The sequence below is a fragment of the Allobosea eneae genome, assembly GCF_042657265.1.
Classification (GTDB): domain Bacteria; phylum Pseudomonadota; class Alphaproteobacteria; order Rhizobiales; family Beijerinckiaceae; genus Allobosea; species Allobosea eneae.
In genome coordinates, this window is the sequence record NZ_JBHSLW010000005.1 from 204483 (window position 1) to 221481 (window position 16999).

Consider the following 16999-nt stretch of genomic DNA (forward strand, 5'->3'; position numbering starts at 1 on the left):
TCATCGGGCGCCTCCCATCTGCGCGGACGAGCGGAAGATCTTGCCGGGGTTCATGATCCCCAGCGGATCGAGCGCCTGCTTCACCAGGCGCATGGCGTCGACGGTCTCGCCGAGTTCCAGTTCGAGGAAGTCGATCTTGCCGAGGCCGATGCCGTGCTCGCCGGTGCAGGTGCCGTCGAGCGCGATCGCCCGCCTGACCAGGCGTTCGTTGAACGCCTTCACCCGGGCGACCTCCTCGACGCTGGCGGGATCGTGCAGGACGAGCAAGTGGAAGTTGCCGTCGCCGACATGCCCGACCACCGGGGCGACGAGGCCGCTCTCCGCGATGTCGGCAGCGGTGGCGACGAGGCATTCGGCCAGGCGCGAGATCGGCACGCAGACATCGGTGACCAAGGCGCGCGCGCCCGGCCGCAAGGCGAGCCCGGCATAGAGTGTGTTGTCGCGGGCCTGCCAGAGACGGCTGCGCTCCTCAGGCGCGGTCGCCCAGGCGAAATCCTGCCCGCCGAACTCGCCGGCGAGCGCCTGCGCGGTCTCCGCCTGCTCGGCGACAGAGCCCTTCGAGCCGTGGAATTCGAAGAAGAGATGCGGTGCTTCCGGCAGTCCTAGCTTCGCGTGCAGGTTCATGCCGCGCATCATCACCGCGTCGAGCAGTTCGATGCGCGCCACCGGGACGCCGGACTGGATCACCGCGATCGCCGTGCCGACCACCGACTTCAGATCGGGAAAGGCGCAGACGGCCGAGGAGATGGCCTCCGGCTGCGGGTGGAGCTTCAGCGTCACCTCGGTGATGACGCCGAGCGTCCCTTCCGCGCCGACGAGCAGGCGGGTCATGTCGTAGCCGGCGGCGGATTTGCGGGCGCGCCGGGCCGTGCGTATCACGCGGCCGTCGGCGAGCACCGCCTCGAGCCCAAGCACATTGTCTTTCATCGTGCCGTAGCGCACCGCCATCGTGCCGGAGGCGCGGGTCGAGGCCATGCCGCCGATCGAGGCGTCGGCGCCGGGATCGATCGGGAAGAACAGGCCGGTGTCGCGCAATTGCGCGTTGAGCTGCTTGCGGGTGATGCCGGGTTGGACGCGGACATCCATGTCCTCCGGGCTTGTCGCCAGCACCTTGTCCATGCGCGACATGTCGATGCAGACACCCCCATGCGGCGCCGAGGCATTGCCTTCCAGCGAGGTGCCGGCGCCGAACGGAATGATCGGCAGCCGCAGATCGCGGCAGATCGTGACGATGCCGCGCATCTCCTCGGTCGTTTCCGGGAAGACGACGAGATCGGGCGGCGAGGCCGCATGATAGGCCTCGCTGCGGCCATGGTCGGCAAGGACACCGGCGGCGCGGCTGACGCGCGGGCCGAGCATCTGTGCGAGCCGCGTCAACGCCGTTTCCGTGGCGCCGCCATCCGGAGATGGTCTGGTCAACATGTTTTCTCCCTCCGCGATGGCCCGCTGGCCGGGCTCTCTCGATTTGCGGTCGATGGTCGGCGCCTCAGGCGGCGCGGTGCGCAGCCTCCGAAGCCGGGTTGAGCTTGAAGTCGTAGGTGAGCCGGCACCACGGCCGGTCGAGCGTCCGTCCGTCCGGGGCGGTGCCGGCCGGCTGCTCTGTGAAGTCGCTGATCAGCGAATCCTTCACGCCGAAGACGGCGTCGGAATCGAGATACTGGTCGCCGGCGACGAAGACATGGGTCACGAGTTTTTCGTGGCCCGGCGCCGCGATCATGAAATGGACATGGGCCGGTCGCCACGGATGGCGCCCTTGCGCCTCCAGCATCTTGCCGACCGGCCCATCATGCGGGATCGGATAGGCCGCCGGCTTGATCGACCAGAAATGGAAGCGGCCCTGCACATCGGTGCGAAAGCGCGCCCTTGCGACGAGATCGGCCGCATCCTCCGAATGCTGGACGTCGTAATAGCCGTCCTCGTCGGAATGCCAGACATCGACGATCGCCCCCGCAAGCGGGCTACCATCGGCAGCGGCGACCGAACCGGAAACATACATGGGCTCACCTGGCAGATCGCCCGATATGTCGCTGCCCAGCGCCGCCTCGGGCGGCCCCTCGACATAGAACGGGCCGAGCACAGTGCTCTCGGTGACGGCGCCCTGATGGTCGTGGTTGATCGCATCGACCAGCATGGAGACGCCGAGCGTATCGGAGAGCAGGATGAACTCCTGCCGCGCCCCGGTGCACATCTGGCCGGTATCGGTCAGGAAGGCGATGCCCTTGGCCCATTCTTCCTGGGTCGGGCGGATTTCGCGGACGAAATCGTGGAGGTGGCGGACCAGGGCCTCGCTGATCTGCCGCGTGCGCGTGTCAGGAGCGGCGGCAACGCGTTCGAGCACCGCCTGGGTGATGCTGTTCTGGTCGAAGTTCCTCATGCGAGCCTCCCTTCGTCGGTATCGAGGTCGGGCTCGCCGAGCCCGGCGAGCCATTCGGCGAGGCGCACGGTCGAGATGAAATCGGCCTCGCCCTCGCCGCGCCCGATCAGGGCGCCGTAGGTCTCGCGCGTGAGGCTCGCCAAAGGCAGCGCCATCTCGGCGGCCTGGCCGGCGCCGATGATAAGGTCGAGATCCTTGGCCATCTGCCGGCAGGAGAAGGTCGGCGAGAAATCGCGCGTCTCGAGGCTCTTGGCCTTGTAATGGACCATGGGCGAGCCGACGGCGCTGTTGGTCAGCACGTCGAGAATGTCCTGCCAGGCGAGGTTGCCCTTGCGGGCCAGCACGATGCTCTCGCCCATCATCGCCGCCGAGACCGCGATCATCAGGTTGACGGCGAGCTTGGCGAAGCGGGCTTCCTCGGCCTCGCCGAGATATTTCTGGGCGCGGGTGAAGTCCTGCGCGATCGGGAGGACCGCGTCGAAGGCGGCGCGCGGCCCCGAGACGAAGCAGGTCAGATTGCCGGTATGGGCGATGGCGGCGTTGCCGGAGACCGGCGCACGCAAATAGGCGACGCCGCGCCGCGCGGCCGCCTGCGCCACCTGTGCCGAGATGGTCGGGCTGACGGTCGAGGTCTCGACCAGGACCGCGCCTTCGCGCATCGCGTCGAACAGCCCGCCGGACAGCGCGACGGCGGCGAGTACCTTGTCGTCCGGCAGCGAGGTGAAGACGATGTCGCGTCTCGCCGCGTCGGCAAGCGTGGCGGCTGGCTTCACTCCGCCTTCCACAGCCTCGGCGATGCGCCGCTGGTCGCGGTCGAAGCCGGCGATGTCGTGTCCGGCCGCCGCCAGGCGGGACGCGATGGGCAGCCCCATCTTGCCGAGCCCGATCCAGCCGATGGTGTGGGTGTCGCTCATTGCGTTGTCCTCAAGCTGCCCGGTGCCCGCGGCGAAGCCCTTCGACGATCCGCGCGCCCGAGGCGGCGAGCCGGGCGAGCTTGCCCTCCAGCCCTTCGGCCAGCAGCTTTCCATCCCGCTTGACGAAGCGGCCGGCAATCATCACCGCCTCGACGTCGCCGCGCCCGGCCTGCATGACCACGGCGGCGGCGGGATCGTGCAGCGGCTGCAGATGCAGCGCGCGGGCGTCGATGAGCGTGATGTCGGCCTGCTTGCCTGGTGCGAGCGAGCCGATGCGATGGTCGAGGCCGAGCATTTTCGCGCCCTCGATGGTGATCCAGGACAGCGCCTGCCGGACAGGGATCGTCGAGGTCGGCGGAATCGCGCCGGTCTTGCGCCGGCTCTCGGCATTGTCGAGCGCGCGCTGCATGCCGAGCGCGATGCGGGCAACGCCCATCATGTCGCCGGCGAGCACGGATTCGAGATCGACGCCGAGCGAAGGCGCCACGCCGCGCGCCAACAGCCGCCCGGTGATCGGGAAGCCGTGGCCTTGAGCCATCTCGTTCTCCGGCGTCACCGAGAAGGAGGCGCCGAGATCGAGCAGTTGCCCCAACAGCTCGTCCGGCAGGTCGTTGCCGTGCACGATGTTGATGCCGGGCCCGACCAGCCCCTCGGCGATCAGCTGCTCCCAGCCGCCCGGCGTCTTCGCCGCGCCGCCGCCCTGATGCATCGAGGCGACCAGGCCGAATTCGCGCGCCAGGCGGAAGTCGGTGCACGCGACCTCCATCGTCGCATAATGCGGGCCGAGAATGGCGAGGCCGAGCGTCAGCAGGCCGTCATTGCCGGCGAAGCGGCCGCGCCGCAAACGCTCGATCTCGGCGCGCGGATGCGGCACCTCCGAGAAATGCGGCTCGCCGGGCTTGGGATCGGGCTTGGGCGAGCCGTGGAAGAACGCGGCGCGGATACCGCTCTCGGCCAGCGCCTCGACCGCGGCATCGGTATGCGCAGGCGTCGGATTATTGTGGCACCAGTCGACCAATGTCGTGGTGCCGGCATCGATCTGGCCGAGCGCGCCAATCAGCGTCGCGATGCCGATATCGTCAGGCTCGAACAGCGTCGCGAGCCCGGCATGGATCCAGCGGAAATATTCGAGCAGCGTCCAATCGGCCGCGAGCCCGCGCAGGCCGGTCTGCCAGCTATGCATATGGGCGTTGACGAAACCCGGCACGGCGATGCGCCCGGCCGCGTCGACGCGCTCGGCATCCTCGGCCTCGATACGGGGTGCGATCGCGGCGATCCTGCCATCAACGACGAGGATGTCGCCCCGCTTCAGGTCGCCTATGGCTGCGTCCATCGAGAGGATGGCAGCGCCGGAGATGAGGATGCGGCGGGCCATAGCTCAGGCCGCCTCGTCTTCGGTGGCGGCAGCGCGAGGCCGCTCGCCGGCAAAGGCCCTGGCAACCAGGTCGCGGATGCCGCCTCGGGTCACGGGGCGCGGATTCCAGTAGGGATTTTCGACCGCGATGTCCGCCGCTTTGTCGATACCGCTCTCGGGCATGCCGAGCTTGGCCAGCGACAGCGGCACGCCGAGCGCCCGCACCAGATCATAGAGCCCCTGCGCCGCATCGGGCGCGCCGAGCGCCCGGCTGATCGCGGCCATCGCCTCCGGCGCGGCCGGCGCGTTGTAGGCCACCGCATGCGGCAGCACCACGGTGTGCGTCTCGGCATGGGGCAGGTCGAAGCTGCCGCCGAGCGTGTGGCAGAGCTTGTGATGCAGCGCCATTCCGACCGCGCCGAGGCAGCAGCCGCAGAGCCAGGCGCCGTAGAGCGCATGCGAGCGTGCCTCGATATTGGCCGGCTCATGCACCAGGATCGGCAAGGCCGAAGACAGCGTGCGGATGCCGTCCTGCGCCATCAGCGAGATGATCGGATTGCGGTCCCTGGCATAGAGCGCCTCGACGGCATGAGCCATGGCATTGACGCCCGAGGTCGCCGACAGCATCGGCGGCAGGCTGAGAGTCAGGTCGACGTCGTAGATGACCGTCTCGGGCAGCACGTCGAGCGAGCGGATCGTCGTCTTGCGGCCGCCCTCCGTCTGGCCGAGGATCGGCGTCATCTCCGAGCCGGCATAGGTGGTTGGGATCACGACCTGCGACACGCCGGAGCGCAGGGCGAGCGCCTTGCCGAGCCCCGTGGTGGAGCCGCCGCCCAGCGCCACCACGCAATCGGCTCCGGTCTCGCGCAAAGTGTCGAGCGCCCGCTCCGTCACCTCGACCGGCGTGTGCATCGTCGCGTCGTTGAAATATCCCGCCAGGGCGGAGCCGAGCAGCGCACCGAGGCGCTCGCCCGCGGCCGCCTGCTGCGGCGTCGTCAGGACCAGCGCCCGCCGGGCGCCGAGACGGTCGACCTCCGCTGCCACCTCCTTGATCGTGCCCCGGCCGAAGCGCACCCGCGACGGCAGAGCCTCATAGGCAAAGGTCTCGATCATCGAAGGCTCCTGGCGGATCAGGCGTTGATCGGGCGGCGCCGGCTCACTCGCCGGCAACGATTTCCTGGCGGTGATGCAGACCGCTTGCGGCGAAGACGGGAACGTCGCTATCGGCGAGATAATCGACCTGGAAGCGCGCGATCCGGAGATCGGCGAGCTCCTGCCGGACCCTCAGATGCTCGGGATGGCTGCCATAGGCTTCGAGCGCAGCCCGATCGGCGAACTCGCTGACCAGCACGACGTCGCAGGCATAGTCGACGCCGCTGACGTCGGCGCCGATCTCGATATGGGTGAGCCCTTCGATGCGGCCCCGCAGCCCCTCGAAGGCGGCCTTGACCTTGGCGCGGGCATCGGCGCGCTCCGTCGGCGTGTCGCCGCGCAAGCGCCACATCACGATGTGGCGGACCGGACCTGGCATAGGCGTTTCCTCGACCTTCGGCCGTCATTCTTGGGCCGTCATTGTCCCGAGAGTTAAGACTTGCGAAAGTCGGAAATAAAGCCGAGCTTCAGGAACTCTCTTTTACGCAAATCGGAAATATGGACCGCTTCACGCAGATCGAGGTGTTCGTGAAGACGGCGGAGCTGCGCAGCCTGTCGCGTGCGGCGGAAGCGCTCGGCATGTCGAACGCCGCCGCCAGCCGGCACCTCGCTGCCCTGGAGGAGCGCCTCTCCGCCAGGCTGGTGGAGCGCAATACGCGCCGTCTCTGGCTCACCGAGGCAGGAGAGCAGTTCTACCAGCGCAGCGGCGCGCTGCTGGCCGAATTGAGCGAGGCGGAAGAGGCGGTGAACGTCCATACGCTGGCGCCGCAAGGCGTGCTGCGCGTCACCAGCTCTCTCTCCTTCGCCACGATCTATCTGGCGCCGATGCTGCCGGCCTTCCGCCGTCTCTATCCCAAGCTCAGCGTCCACATCGCCGTCGCCAACCGCTATCTCGACTTCATCGAGGCCGGCATCGACGTCGCCATCCGCACGCGCCTGCATGAGCCCGACAGCAACATCGTGGTGCGGCGGCTCGGGCGCATGCGCCGCGTCCTCGCCGCCTCGCCGGCCTATCTGGAAGAGCGCGGGCGCCCGGTCGCCCCGGCCGACCTCGCCCAGCACGACATGCTGGTCTACAACCTCGCCGCCGATCCGTTCTCGCTGCGCCTGACCAAAGGCGACAGCGAGCGGATCGTGCGGATCGGGGCGGCGCTCGACTGCAATGACGGGCAGGTGATCCGCCAGGCCGCGATCGCAGGGCTCGGCATCCTCATCCAGCCGCTCTACATCGTGCAGGACGATCTCGACGCCGGGCGTTTGGTCCCGGTGCTGCTCGACTGGCAGCTGCCGACGCTGACCATGAACATCGCCTATCAGAACCGCGATCATCTGCCGGCCAAGATCCGGGTGTTCAACGAGTTCCTCGTCAATCACGTGCGGTCCACCTCGAACAGCCAGATCTGGTCGGCATAGCCGCCTGTCCGCGCTTCACGCAGATTGCCGGCGCCGGCACATCGCGGCGCGGCGCTCGACCTTGGCCGCGAGCACAAGGCTCGCGACGAGCAGAAGCGCGCCGTTGAAGGGATGAAACGAGAGCAGCGCAGGCTCGCCCCTGGCCGCCAGCGCCACCTGGATCAGGTAGAGCAGGACGACCAGCCCCGCCCACCAGCGAAAGCCCCGCAGCCGCGCGATGACGATGGCTCCGACGAGCAGCGCCGCCGCCGGGAGGGCCAAGGCTCCGCCGAAGCTCGCATGCAGCCCCCACAAGCCGCTGTTCCCGAACAGGGACGCGCCGGCGCTGAGGAACTGGACGAGGATACCGAGGGGCAGAGTCCGCGCGGCGACGGCAAACCAGCGCGGCGTGCCGCGATCGAGCTCGGCGAATGTATCATGCTCGGTCTCCATGGCCTCACGCTGCCTCCCGGCCGGTGGTCGCGGTGGCGGCGATCCAGTCCTCAAGCCTGGCGATATAGGCGGCGGCAGCCGCTTCGAGCGCATCGGGCAGAAGCTTGTCCGCCTCGTAGACGATGAACGGGTCGCTCCAGGGCAGGCCGCAGCGATGGGCCGTGGCGCGCAGCGGCGCCAGAAGATCGATCATGGCGAACATGTTGCGGCCGCCGGGACGATAGGCGTCGGGGACGTTGCCGGCGGTCGCCGCCAGCATTAGCGGCGTGCCCTCCAGCGCCCTGCCCTCGGCTTCGTAGGCGAGATAGAACATGCGGGTGAGCACCGCGTCCTGCCATGCCTTCAGCAAGGCCGGAGTTGAATACCACTGGATCGGGAATTGCAGCACGACGCGCTCGGCGGCGAGCAGCCGGGCGGCCTCGCGCTCGCCGTCGCGGACCATGTCGATGCCATCGGGATAGAGCGCCTGCATATCGACGACCTCGACGCCCGGGATGCCGCCGGCGGCCGCGGACAAGGCTGCATTGGCCTTGGATTGCGAGAGATCGCGGTGGAACAACAGAATGAGTGTCTTGGTCATCGTCGCCTCCTGGTCTGACCAGGCGACGATGCCGGCATGCAATAAATTGCTCCAATCGATTATCGATCTATACTATTATCCACCTCATGAATTTAAGAGCACTTGACCTCAATCTCCTCGTCGTTCTCGACGCCCTTCTCGACGAGGCGCATGTCAGCCGCGCAGCCGACCGGCTCGGCCTGTCGCAACCCGCGGCCTCCGCGGCGCTGCAACGTTGCCGGCATCTGTTCCGCGACGAGCTCCTGGAACGTGGCCGCGGCACCATGTACCTGACCGCCAAGGCTGAAGCCTTGCGCGCTCCGCTGAAATCGCTCCTCGCTGGGGTGACCGAGCTGGTCGACCCGCCGCAGGTGCCACTTGCAGAGATGCGGCAGACGCTACGGATCACCACGGCAGACTATCCTGCGCTGATCGTCATTGCGCCGCTGCAGCAGGAACTGCAGCGTGCGGCGCCCGGCATCGACCTGGTGATCCAGCCCTGGCATGGCGCGGATGCCGCCCGTGCCGCCCTGATGGATGGCTCCAGCGATCTGGCCATTTCAGTACTCCCGCCGGCCGAGGACGACCTCCATCGCGAGGAGCTGCTGACGGAGCATTATCTGGCCGCCATGCGGATCGGCCATCCCGCCGCAGATGGCTTCGATCTCGAAGCCTGGCTCGCCTACCCGCATATCCTGGTCTCGGGGCGCGGCGACACGCGCACGCCGATCGATGCCGAACTGGCGAACCGGGGATTGTCGCGGCGCGCCGGCCTGGTCGTGCCGAGCTTCCAGATGGTCCCGGAGCTGCTGCGGGGCTCGGACATGATCGCCCTGCTGCCGTCGCGGGTCCTGGCCGAATTTGCGGGGCTCGCCTCCTTCCCGCCGCCGCTTCCCACGCCCGGCTTCACGCTGCATCTGGCATGGCATCGACGGCGCGCAAAGGACGCCGCTTTGCAGTACGTCGCCGGAATCCTTGTTCGATTGCTGCGGTAATTCCGCAGCCCATCAGCGAAAAGTGCGGGGCGATCAGGTAGTGGCCCGACGCGTGCTGGCGCCAGCAGGCAGGCGCGATAAGCTTTCAGCGGATAAGGAAGAGGTCTGTCAGCACAGGACGGCGCGATGTTTCTTTTCGATGGTCCCGACAATGCCGGAACCACCATCCTGCTGGCCCATGGGGCCGGGGCCCCGATGGATTCGCCGTCGATGGCGGCGGCCGCCAAGGCGCTGGGCAGCGCGGGCTTCCGCGTCGCCCGCTTCGAGTTCGACTACATGGCGGCGAGGCGTACCGACGGGCGCCGTCTGCCACCTCCCCGAGCCGAAAAGCTCAATCCGCAATACATCGCCGTCGTCGATGCCCTCGCAGCGAAGGGCCGCCTCATCATCGGCGGCAAGTCGATGGGCGGCCGCGTCGCCAGCATGGTCGCCGACGAGCTTCTCGCCACTGGCCGGATCCATGGGCTTCTGTGCCTGGGCTACCCTTTTCACCCGCCCGGAAAGCCGGAGCAGTTGCGGACCGCTCATCTCGCCGCTCTGAGGACGCCAACGCTCGTCACCCAGGGAACGCGAGATGAATTCGGCACCAGGGACGAGGTCTCGGCCTACACGCTGTCTCCGCAGATCGAGCTTCTATGGCTCGAGGATGGCGATCACGATCTGAAGCCGCGCAAGAGCCTCTCCGGCTTTTCGCCGGCCGACCATCTGAAGACCATGGCCGAGACGGTTTCCGATTGGGCCGGGCGCGTGATCGGCCACCCTGGCTGACGACGATCTCCGTCCTCGGCGCCATGAAACCCAGCTACCGCGGCGGCGCCTGAAGGCCAGGTCACTCGCTCACGGCAGGCAATATCGCCACTGTTCCTGACGCCGCTGCACGCGCCGGGCTGGCCGGCCGAAACTCGAACCGAAGAAGCCGCTGCCGACAATGTTACGGGGGAAAGTAATCGAAGACCGCCTATTCCAGCTAAGTCTTTGATTTTAATGGCGCGGGCGACGGGGCTCGAACCCGCGACCTCCGGCGTGACAGGCCGGCACTCTAACCAACTGAGCTACGCCCGCGCGGGCGGCTGAGGAACTCGTCCCCGGCGGCGTTGGGATTATGGCTCCCGGCCCTGACTGTCAAGCACCGAAGCCGTCAAAATGTTGATGACCTCCAAACTCCGGGGAAAGAGATTGAACCCTGCAGTTTTTCGCACTTCCCGCGGGCGGCGCACGGCGCGATCCATGGCAAGGCCGCACGAGCAAGGCGAATCCCCACGCCCACGCATTCAGCAGCGCCACCCCTGCCGGGTGCAGCTCAGATGGTTAGGGTGCTCGCCCGTCATATCGGCGGCCGTGGGTTCGAGCCGCGGCGCCCTCGCCATTTTGCGTCACGACGGGGCAAAGCTTCGCAAGTTCGCCTCCTGCGGCTTGCGAAGCCGGCCCGGTGGTCGTAAACGGCGGGCAAGGGCGGTTAGCTCAGTCGGTAGAGCGCTTCGTTTACACCGAAGATGTCGGCGGTTCGAGCCCGTCACCGCCCACCAGCCTTTCCTTGGAGTTGCTTACGCCGGCAGCATCCAGAGCGTGTGGACCTTTCCGTCCTGGCCGAAGCCGATCCCGCATTGCAGGGCACCCTTGGCGAACTGCGCCTCGTAGACATCGACCCCGTCCTCGCCGATGCGGCGCAGTGTCAGCTGCTGGAGACCGCCCTTCGATTCGAGCTCGGCGCTGACGATCGGCTGTTGCTCGCGCACGATGTCCGCCAGCTCGTCGCTCAGAAGCTCGAACGACATGGTGCCGCGCTGCTGCTCTTCGAGGAACTCGCGCAAGGTCTCCTCGCTGCGCGGATGCGGAACCCGATCGCGCACCCGCGCGCCGAGCTCGTCTTGCTGGCGCTTTGCTTCCGCCTCGTCGATGCGCGTGGCGAGAGCTTCGTAGCCCCCCTGATGCAGGGTCAAGGATTCCGCCCGGCCGTCCCCGGCGGGCGCGAAGGCGAGCTGGGCCGGTACGACCTTCAGGAAGAAATTGCTATCGCTTTCGGCAAAGAGCTCGACTTTGGGCTGGCCTGTCAGCTGCAGGAAGAAGCGATCGCCTTCCAGGGTCACGGCCAAGATCTGGCCAGCGGGGTGTCGGTAGAAGCCGATGTAGCGCTCGAAGCGGCGCGGATCGAGCTTGATCTCGGTGCGCGGCCGCGCCTGCTCGTAGCGCCGCCAGGCGACGGTATCGGTGTTGTTCTCAGTCATGTTGGTCTCCTTCGCGAGCCGAATCAGTTCGTCGGCGGTGAGGGAGGTGCCGGTGGCGAGCTTGGCCTGCGCAGCGCGGACGAGCGCAAGCCCCTGCTCGGCCCGCTCGCGCTGCTCGGCGAGCAGATCGTGCTGGATGCCGAGGATCCCCGCGAGATCGATGGCTTTGCCCTGCAGCAGCGCGGTGATCCGCTGCAGGCTCAGGCCCAGCCGCTTCAGCGCCAGGATCTCGTGCAGGCGGGCGATCTCGTCGGCGCCATAGAGACGCCAGCCCTTCTGCGTCCGCCGCGGGCGGATCAGGCCGTGCTCCTCGTAGAGCCGCAGAGCCCGCTTCGACAGCCCGATCCGGGCCGCGCACTCATTGGCTTCCAGCCAGATCTCACCCTTGCTGCGCATGCTCATCGGCACCTCCTGAAGCAGCGCTAGGCTATGACGCAGGGTGCGGCTCAAGGGCCTGCCGAGAAAAAAGGCCGCCGGCGGGTGCCGGCGGCCTCTTCATTCGCGAGCGCGGGGCTCAGTGAGCGACGCTGGCCGCAGCCGTGTCGTCCTCACTGCCCTTAGGCACGGGTGCCTTCAAGTCCTCTTCCCAGACGATCGGCGTCGGCTGGCGCACCAAAGCGTGCTGCAGCACCTGGTCCATCCGCGAGACCGGGACGATCTCCAGCCCGTTCTTCACGGACTTCGGCAGATCGGCCAGATCCTTGGCGTTGTCCTCCGGGATCAGCACCTTCTTGATGCCACCGCGCAGAGCGGCGAGCAGCTTCTCCTTGAGGCCGCCGATCGGCAGCGCCCTGCCCCGCAGCGTGACCTCGCCGGTCATGGCGACGTCGCGGCGGACCGGGATGCCGGTCATGATCGAGACGATCGCCGTGGCCATGCCGATGCCCGCCGACGGACCATCCTTCGGGGTCGCCCCCTCGGGAAGATGGACGTGGATGTCGCGCCGGTCGAACAGCGGCGGCTCGATGCCGAAATCGATGGCGCGGGAGCGGACATAGGACGCCGCCGCCGAGATCGATTCCTTCATCACGTCGCGCAGGTTGCCGGTGACGGTCATCTTGCCCTTGCCGGGCATCATCACGCCTTCGATCGTCAGCATCTCGCCGCCGACCTCGGTCCAGGCCAGGCCGGTGACGACACCGACCTGATCCTCGGTTTCCGCCATGCCGTAGCGATAGCGCGGCGGACCGAGATAGTCCTCCAGCACCGCCGGCGTGACCGCGACCCTCTTCTTCTTCGACAGCACGATCTCCTTCACCGCCTTGCGGACGGTGTTGGCGATCTCGCGCTCGAGGTTGCGAACGCCGGCCTCGCGGGTATAGCGCCGGACCAGCGTCGTCAGGGCCTCGTCGTCGATCGACCATTCCTTGGACTGCAGGCCGTGCTTGGCGATCGCCCCCGGGATCAGGTGGCGGCGCGCGATCTCGGCCTTCTCGTCCTCGGTATAGCCGGCGATGCGGATCACTTCCATGCGGTCCAGCAGGGCCGGCGGGATGTTCAGCGTGTTCGCCGTGGTCACGAACATCACGTTCGACAGGTCGTAGTCGACCTCGAGGTAATGGTCGTTGAAGGTCGAGTTCTGCTCGGGATCGAGCACCTCGAGCAGGGCCGCCGACGGATCGCCGCGGAAGTCCTGGCCCATCTTGTCGATCTCGTCGAGCAGGATGAGCGGATTCGAGGTCTTGGCCTTCTTCATCGACTGGATGATCTTGCCGGGCATCGAGCCGATATAGGTGCGGCGGTGACCGCGGATCTCGGCCTCGTCACGCACGCCGCCGAGCGACATGCGCACGAACTCGCGGCCGGTCGCCTTGGCGATCGACTTGCCGAGCGAGGTCTTGCCGACGCCCGGAGGGCCGACGAGGCACAGGATCGGGCCGGCGAGCCGGTTGGCGCGCTGCTGCACAGCCAGATATTCGACGATGCGGTCCTTGACCTTGTCGAGGCCGAAATGATCGTCGTCGAGCACCTGCTGGGCTGCGGCGAGGTCCTTCTTGATCTTCGACTTCTTGCCCCACGGAATCCCGAGCAGCCAGTCGAGATAGTTGCGCACGACGGTGGCCTCGGCCGACATCGGCGACATCTGCCGGAGCTTCTTGACCTCGGCGAGCGCCTTGTCGCGCGCTTCCTTGGTCAGCTTGGTCTTTGCGATGCGCTCTTCCAGCTCGGCCAGCTCGTCACGGCCTTCCTCGCCGTCGCCCAGCTCCTTCTGGATCGCCTTCATCTGCTCGTTGAGATAGTACTCGCGCTGGGTCTTCTCCATCTGGCGCTTGACGCGCGAGCGGATGCGCTTCTCGACCTGGAGCACCGACATCTCGCTCTCCATCAGGGAGAGCACCTTCTCGAGCCGGTGGGCGACGTTCATCACCTCCAGCACGGCCTGCCGGTCGGCGATCTTGACCGCGAGATGCGAGGCGACGGTGTCGGCGAGCTTGGCCGGCTCGTCGATCTGGGAGACCGCCGCGACGATCTCTGGCGAGATCTTCTTGTTGAGCTTCACATAGTTCTCGAACTCGCTGACGACCGAGCGGGCGAGCGCCTCGACCTCGACCTTCTTGCCGGCCTCCTCGGCGAGCGCCTCGGCCTCAGCCTCATAGAAGTTGTCGGTGGCGGTGTAGGTCGTCGCCTTGGCCCGGCCGATGCCCTCGACGAGCACCTTCACGGTCGAGTCGGGCAGCTTCAGCAGCTGCAGCACGCGGGCGAGCGTGCCGATTTCATAGATGTCGCCGGTGTCCGGATCATCGTCGCCGGCATTCTTCTGCGTGGCGAGCAGGATCAGGCCATCGTTCTTGACCACCTCCTCGAGCGCGCGAATTGACTTCTCGCGGCCGACGAAGAGCGGCACGATCATGTGCGGGAAGACGACGATGTCGCGCAGGGGCAGGACCGGATAGGTATCGGTCGTGCCGGGGACGAGCGGAGCGCGGGGCGTCGAGCCAGTCATGTCTAGTCCTTCAAGTTTTCGCCCGGCCGACCCCTGGATAGGCAATCGAGCGGACGTACCGCGCGGCGCGACCATTCGCGCCAGGCGCCCCTGCCGGCCGCGCCCTCGACAGGCACGCGACTCTTGCAGGTGATCATAAGGTGGATGCTTCGGCGCCGGCTTTCAAGCGACGCCTGACGCAGTCCACCGCCGCTTCTGCCGCAATCGCTGCACGAGACCGTGATGATCGCTGCAAGGTGGAGACAGTTTCAGGGCAACTGTTGTCACCGAGCCCGTAAGGCAAAACGCGCGCCGAAAGGCGCGCGTTCCGAACTGAACCAGAATCCGGTTTCGCTCAGGCCGAGGCCGACTTGGTCTCTTCCTCGCGGTCCGCATAGATGAAGAGCGGACGCGACTTGGATTCGACCGCCTCTGGGCCGATGACGACCTGCTCGACGCCTTCCAGCCCCGGCAATTCGTACATGGTCTCGAGCAGGATGCCTTCCATGATCGAGCGCAGGCCGCGGGCGCCGGTCTTGCGCTCGATTGCCTTGCGCGCGATCAGGCTGACCGCCTCGTCGGTGAAGGTGAGCTCGGTGTCCTCCATCTCGAACAGGCGCTGATACTGCTTGACCAGCGCGTTCTTCGGCTCGGTGAGGATGGTCTTGAGTGCCGCCTCGTCGAGGTCCTCCAGCGTTGCCAGAACCGGCAGGCGACCGACGAATTCGGGGATCAGGCCGAACTTGAGCAGGTCCTCCGGCTCGACCTCGCGGAAGATCGCGCCGGTACGGCGCTCGTCGGGAGACTTCACGGTCGCGCCGAAGCCGATCGAGGTGCCCTTGCCGCGGCCGGAGATGATCTTGTCCAGCCCGGCGAAGGCGCCGCCGCAGATGAACAGGATGTTGGTGGTGTCGACCTGCAGGAACTCCTGCTGCGGATGCTTGCGCCCACCCTGCGGCGGCACGGAGGCGACGGTGCCTTCCATGATCTTCAGCAGTGCCTGCTGGACGCCCTCGCCCGAGACGTCGCGGGTGATCGAGGGGTTGTCCGACTTGCGGCTGATCTTGTCGATCTCGTCGATGTAGACGATGCCGCGCTGCGCCCGCTCGACATTATAGTCGGAGGCCTGGAGCAGCTTCAGGATGATGTTCTCGACATCCTCGCCGACATAGCCGGCCTCGGTCAGCGTCGTTGCATCCGCCATGGTGAAGGGCACGTCGAGGATGCGGGCCAGCGTCTGCGCGAGCAGCGTCTTGCCCGAGCCTGTGGGCCCGATCAGCAGGATGTTCGACTTCGCCAGCTCGACATCGTTGTGCTTGGTCGCGTGGCTGAGCCGCTTGTAGTGGTTGTGGACCGCGACCGAGAGGACTTTCTTGGCGTGGTCCTGGCCGATGACGTAATCATCGAGAACCTTGCGGATCTCCTTCGGGGTCGGCACGCCGTCCTTGGATTTCACCAGCGCGGACTTCGATTCCTCGCGAATGATGTCCATGCAAAGCTCGACGCATTCATCGCAGATGAACACGGTCGGGCCCGCGATCAGCTTGCGGACCTCGTGCTGGCTCTTGCCGCAAAAGGAGCAGTAGAGCGTGCTCTTGGAATCGCCGCCGCTGGCCTTACTCATCGTGATTCTCCATCTCGGAGGACGAAATGCGCCACCGAAAAACGGCGACCTGATGTCGTCTCCCCGTCATAATAGGCGCTCAGATCGCGATTATTGGGTTAACGCGTCGCTCTGATGCAGGCGGCGACGAAACTGACCCAAAACCGGACCGCTTGAGCGCCTTGCCGCGCCCTTCCGCTGCCCCATGCAAACATGAGGCCTAGTCTCAAGGCAATATGGCCCTTCGAGAGCCGCTCGCCAACCCACAGGCGCGTGTCGTCTCGGTGACAGCCGTCAGGCCGCCGCCTCGTCCGCGCGCTTGTCGATCACCTTGTCGATCAAGCCGAATTCCTTGGCCTGGTCGGCGGTCATGAAATTGTCGCGCTCCAGCGCCGCCTCGATGTCCTCGTAGGAGCGGCCGGTGTGCCTGACATAGATCTCGTTCAGGCGCCGCTTCAGGCTCTCGACCTCGCGCGCATGAATGAGGATGTCGGTGACCTGGCCCTGGAAGCCGCCGGAGGGCTGGTGGACCATGATGCGGGCGTTCGGCAGCGCAAAGCGCATGTCCTTGGCGCCGGCGGTCAGCAGCAGCGAGCCCATCGAAGCGGCCTGGCCGACGCAGAGCGTCGTCACCGGGCAGCGGATGAACTGCATGGTGTCGTAGATCGACAGGCCCGAGGTCACCACGCCGCCGGGCGAGTTGATGTAGAAGGAGATTTCCTTCTTCGGGTTCTCGGCTTCGAGGAACAGCAGCTGCGCCACGATCAGCGAGGCCGAATAGTCCTCGACCGGGCCGGTCAAGAAGATGATGCGCTCGCGCAGCAGGCGCGAATAAATGTCGAAGGCGCGCTCGCCGCGGCTCGACTGCTCGACCACCATCGGGACGAGATTGTTGTAGGTCTCGATCGGGTCACGCATCATCGTCGGTCCTTGGGGTCAAAGCGGGCGGGAATCAGCCGATAGCGGCGAAGGCCCCACATAAGCATGCCGGCTGCGGCTGAAAAGGGAAGCGCCGCCCGACATGAGGCGGGCGGCGCAGAGATCGTCAATCAAGC

Annotated in this window: 15 protein-coding genes and 2 tRNA genes; 4 read left to right on the forward strand and 13 right to left on the reverse strand. The window is 66.8% G+C overall.

The genetic code is table 11. From position 1 onward, the window contains the following. The 6 genes from ACFPOB_RS02370 to ACFPOB_RS02395 form a co-directional block, all read right to left on the reverse strand. Positions 1-1422 (reverse strand): FAD-linked oxidase C-terminal domain-containing protein, encoded by a 1422-nt coding sequence (locus ACFPOB_RS02370; RefSeq protein WP_377795613.1) that lies wholly within the window; start codon positions 1420-1422, stop codon positions 1-3. 64 nt (positions 1423-1486) lie between these two features. Next, positions 1487-2374, reverse strand: coding sequence for an intradiol ring-cleavage dioxygenase (locus ACFPOB_RS02375; RefSeq protein WP_377795615.1), 888 nt, complete (start codon positions 2372-2374; stop codon positions 1487-1489). After that, positions 2371-3288 (reverse strand): NAD(P)-dependent oxidoreductase, encoded by a 918-nt coding sequence (locus ACFPOB_RS02380; RefSeq protein ID WP_377795617.1) that lies wholly within the window; start codon positions 3286-3288, stop codon positions 2371-2373. The genes ACFPOB_RS02375 and ACFPOB_RS02380 overlap by 4 nt, the downstream gene beginning before the upstream one ends. Positions 3289-3298: 10 nt before the next feature. Beyond that, positions 3299-4663: an amidohydrolase family protein gene (locus ACFPOB_RS02385; protein ID WP_377795619.1), complete on the reverse strand. Its 1365-nt coding sequence runs from the start codon at positions 4661-4663 to the stop codon at positions 3299-3301. 3 nt (positions 4664-4666) lie between these two features. After that, on the reverse strand, positions 4667-5755 hold the full coding sequence (locus ACFPOB_RS02390) for a maleylacetate reductase (protein WP_377795621.1): 1089 nt from the start codon (positions 5753-5755) through the stop codon (positions 4667-4669). Between the two features lie 43 nt (positions 5756-5798). Then, complete coding sequence (locus ACFPOB_RS02395; protein WP_377795623.1) at positions 5799-6173, reverse strand: Dabb family protein; 375 nt, start codon at positions 6171-6173, stop codon at positions 5799-5801. Positions 6174-6292: 119 nt separating this feature from the next. Between ACFPOB_RS02395 and ACFPOB_RS02400 the strand changes: the two genes are divergently transcribed. Further along, on the forward strand, positions 6293-7207 hold the full coding sequence (locus ACFPOB_RS02400) for a LysR family transcriptional regulator (protein WP_377795625.1): 915 nt from the start codon (positions 6293-6295) through the stop codon (positions 7205-7207). A gap of 15 nt (positions 7208-7222) precedes the next feature. Here ACFPOB_RS02400 and ACFPOB_RS02405 read toward each other — a convergent pair whose 3' ends face one another. Further along, positions 7223-7639 (reverse strand): DUF6220 domain-containing protein, encoded by a 417-nt coding sequence (locus tag ACFPOB_RS02405; RefSeq protein ID WP_377795627.1) that lies wholly within the window; start codon positions 7637-7639, stop codon positions 7223-7225. A 4-nt stretch (positions 7640-7643) separates the two neighbouring features. Continuing rightward, positions 7644-8219 (reverse strand): NAD(P)H-dependent oxidoreductase, encoded by a 576-nt coding sequence (locus ACFPOB_RS02410; RefSeq protein WP_377795629.1) that lies wholly within the window; start codon positions 8217-8219, stop codon positions 7644-7646. Positions 8220-8305: 86 nt separating this feature from the next. On the opposite strand from ACFPOB_RS02410, the gene ACFPOB_RS02415 reads away from it, so the two are divergent. Next, positions 8306-9193, forward strand: a complete 888-nt coding sequence (locus ACFPOB_RS02415; RefSeq protein ID WP_377795631.1) for a LysR family transcriptional regulator — start codon at positions 8306-8308, stop codon at positions 9191-9193. Between the two features lie 126 nt (positions 9194-9319). Beyond that, positions 9320-9961, forward strand: a complete 642-nt coding sequence (locus ACFPOB_RS02420) for an alpha/beta hydrolase family protein (RefSeq protein WP_377795633.1) — start codon at positions 9320-9322, stop codon at positions 9959-9961. Between the two features lie 217 nt (positions 9962-10178). Here the strand turns inward: ACFPOB_RS02420 and ACFPOB_RS02425 are convergent. Next, positions 10179-10255: transfer RNA gene (locus ACFPOB_RS02425), tRNA-Asp, on the reverse strand. A gap of 388 nt (positions 10256-10643) precedes the next feature. Between ACFPOB_RS02425 and ACFPOB_RS02430 the strand changes: the two genes are divergently transcribed. Next, positions 10644-10719, forward strand: a tRNA-Val gene (locus ACFPOB_RS02430). Positions 10720-10737: 18 nt separating this feature from the next. On the opposite strand, the gene ACFPOB_RS02435 is transcribed toward ACFPOB_RS02430, so the two are convergent. The 4 genes from ACFPOB_RS02435 to ACFPOB_RS02450 all read right to left on the reverse strand — a co-directional run bounded on the left by ACFPOB_RS02435 (position 10738) and on the right by ACFPOB_RS02450 (position 16862). After that, positions 10738-11820 carry a MerR family transcriptional regulator gene (locus ACFPOB_RS02435; protein WP_377795634.1) on the reverse strand — a complete coding sequence of 361 codons (1083 nt, stop codon included), beginning with the start codon at positions 11818-11820 and terminating at the stop codon, positions 10738-10740. Positions 11821-11932: 112 nt separating this feature from the next. Beyond that, complete coding sequence (gene lon / locus ACFPOB_RS02440) at positions 11933-14362, reverse strand: endopeptidase La (RefSeq protein WP_377795636.1); 2430 nt, start codon at positions 14360-14362, stop codon at positions 11933-11935. 334 nt (positions 14363-14696) lie between these two features. Then, the gene (clpX, locus tag ACFPOB_RS02445) at positions 14697-15965 is read right to left on the reverse strand and encodes an ATP-dependent Clp protease ATP-binding subunit ClpX (protein WP_377795638.1); all 1269 of its coding nucleotides are present in this window, start codon (positions 15963-15965) and stop codon (positions 14697-14699) included. A gap of 273 nt (positions 15966-16238) precedes the next feature. Further along, positions 16239-16862: an ATP-dependent Clp protease proteolytic subunit gene (locus ACFPOB_RS02450; RefSeq protein WP_092154646.1), complete on the reverse strand. Its 624-nt coding sequence runs from the start codon at positions 16860-16862 to the stop codon at positions 16239-16241. Between the last annotated feature and the right edge of the window lie 137 nt (positions 16863-16999).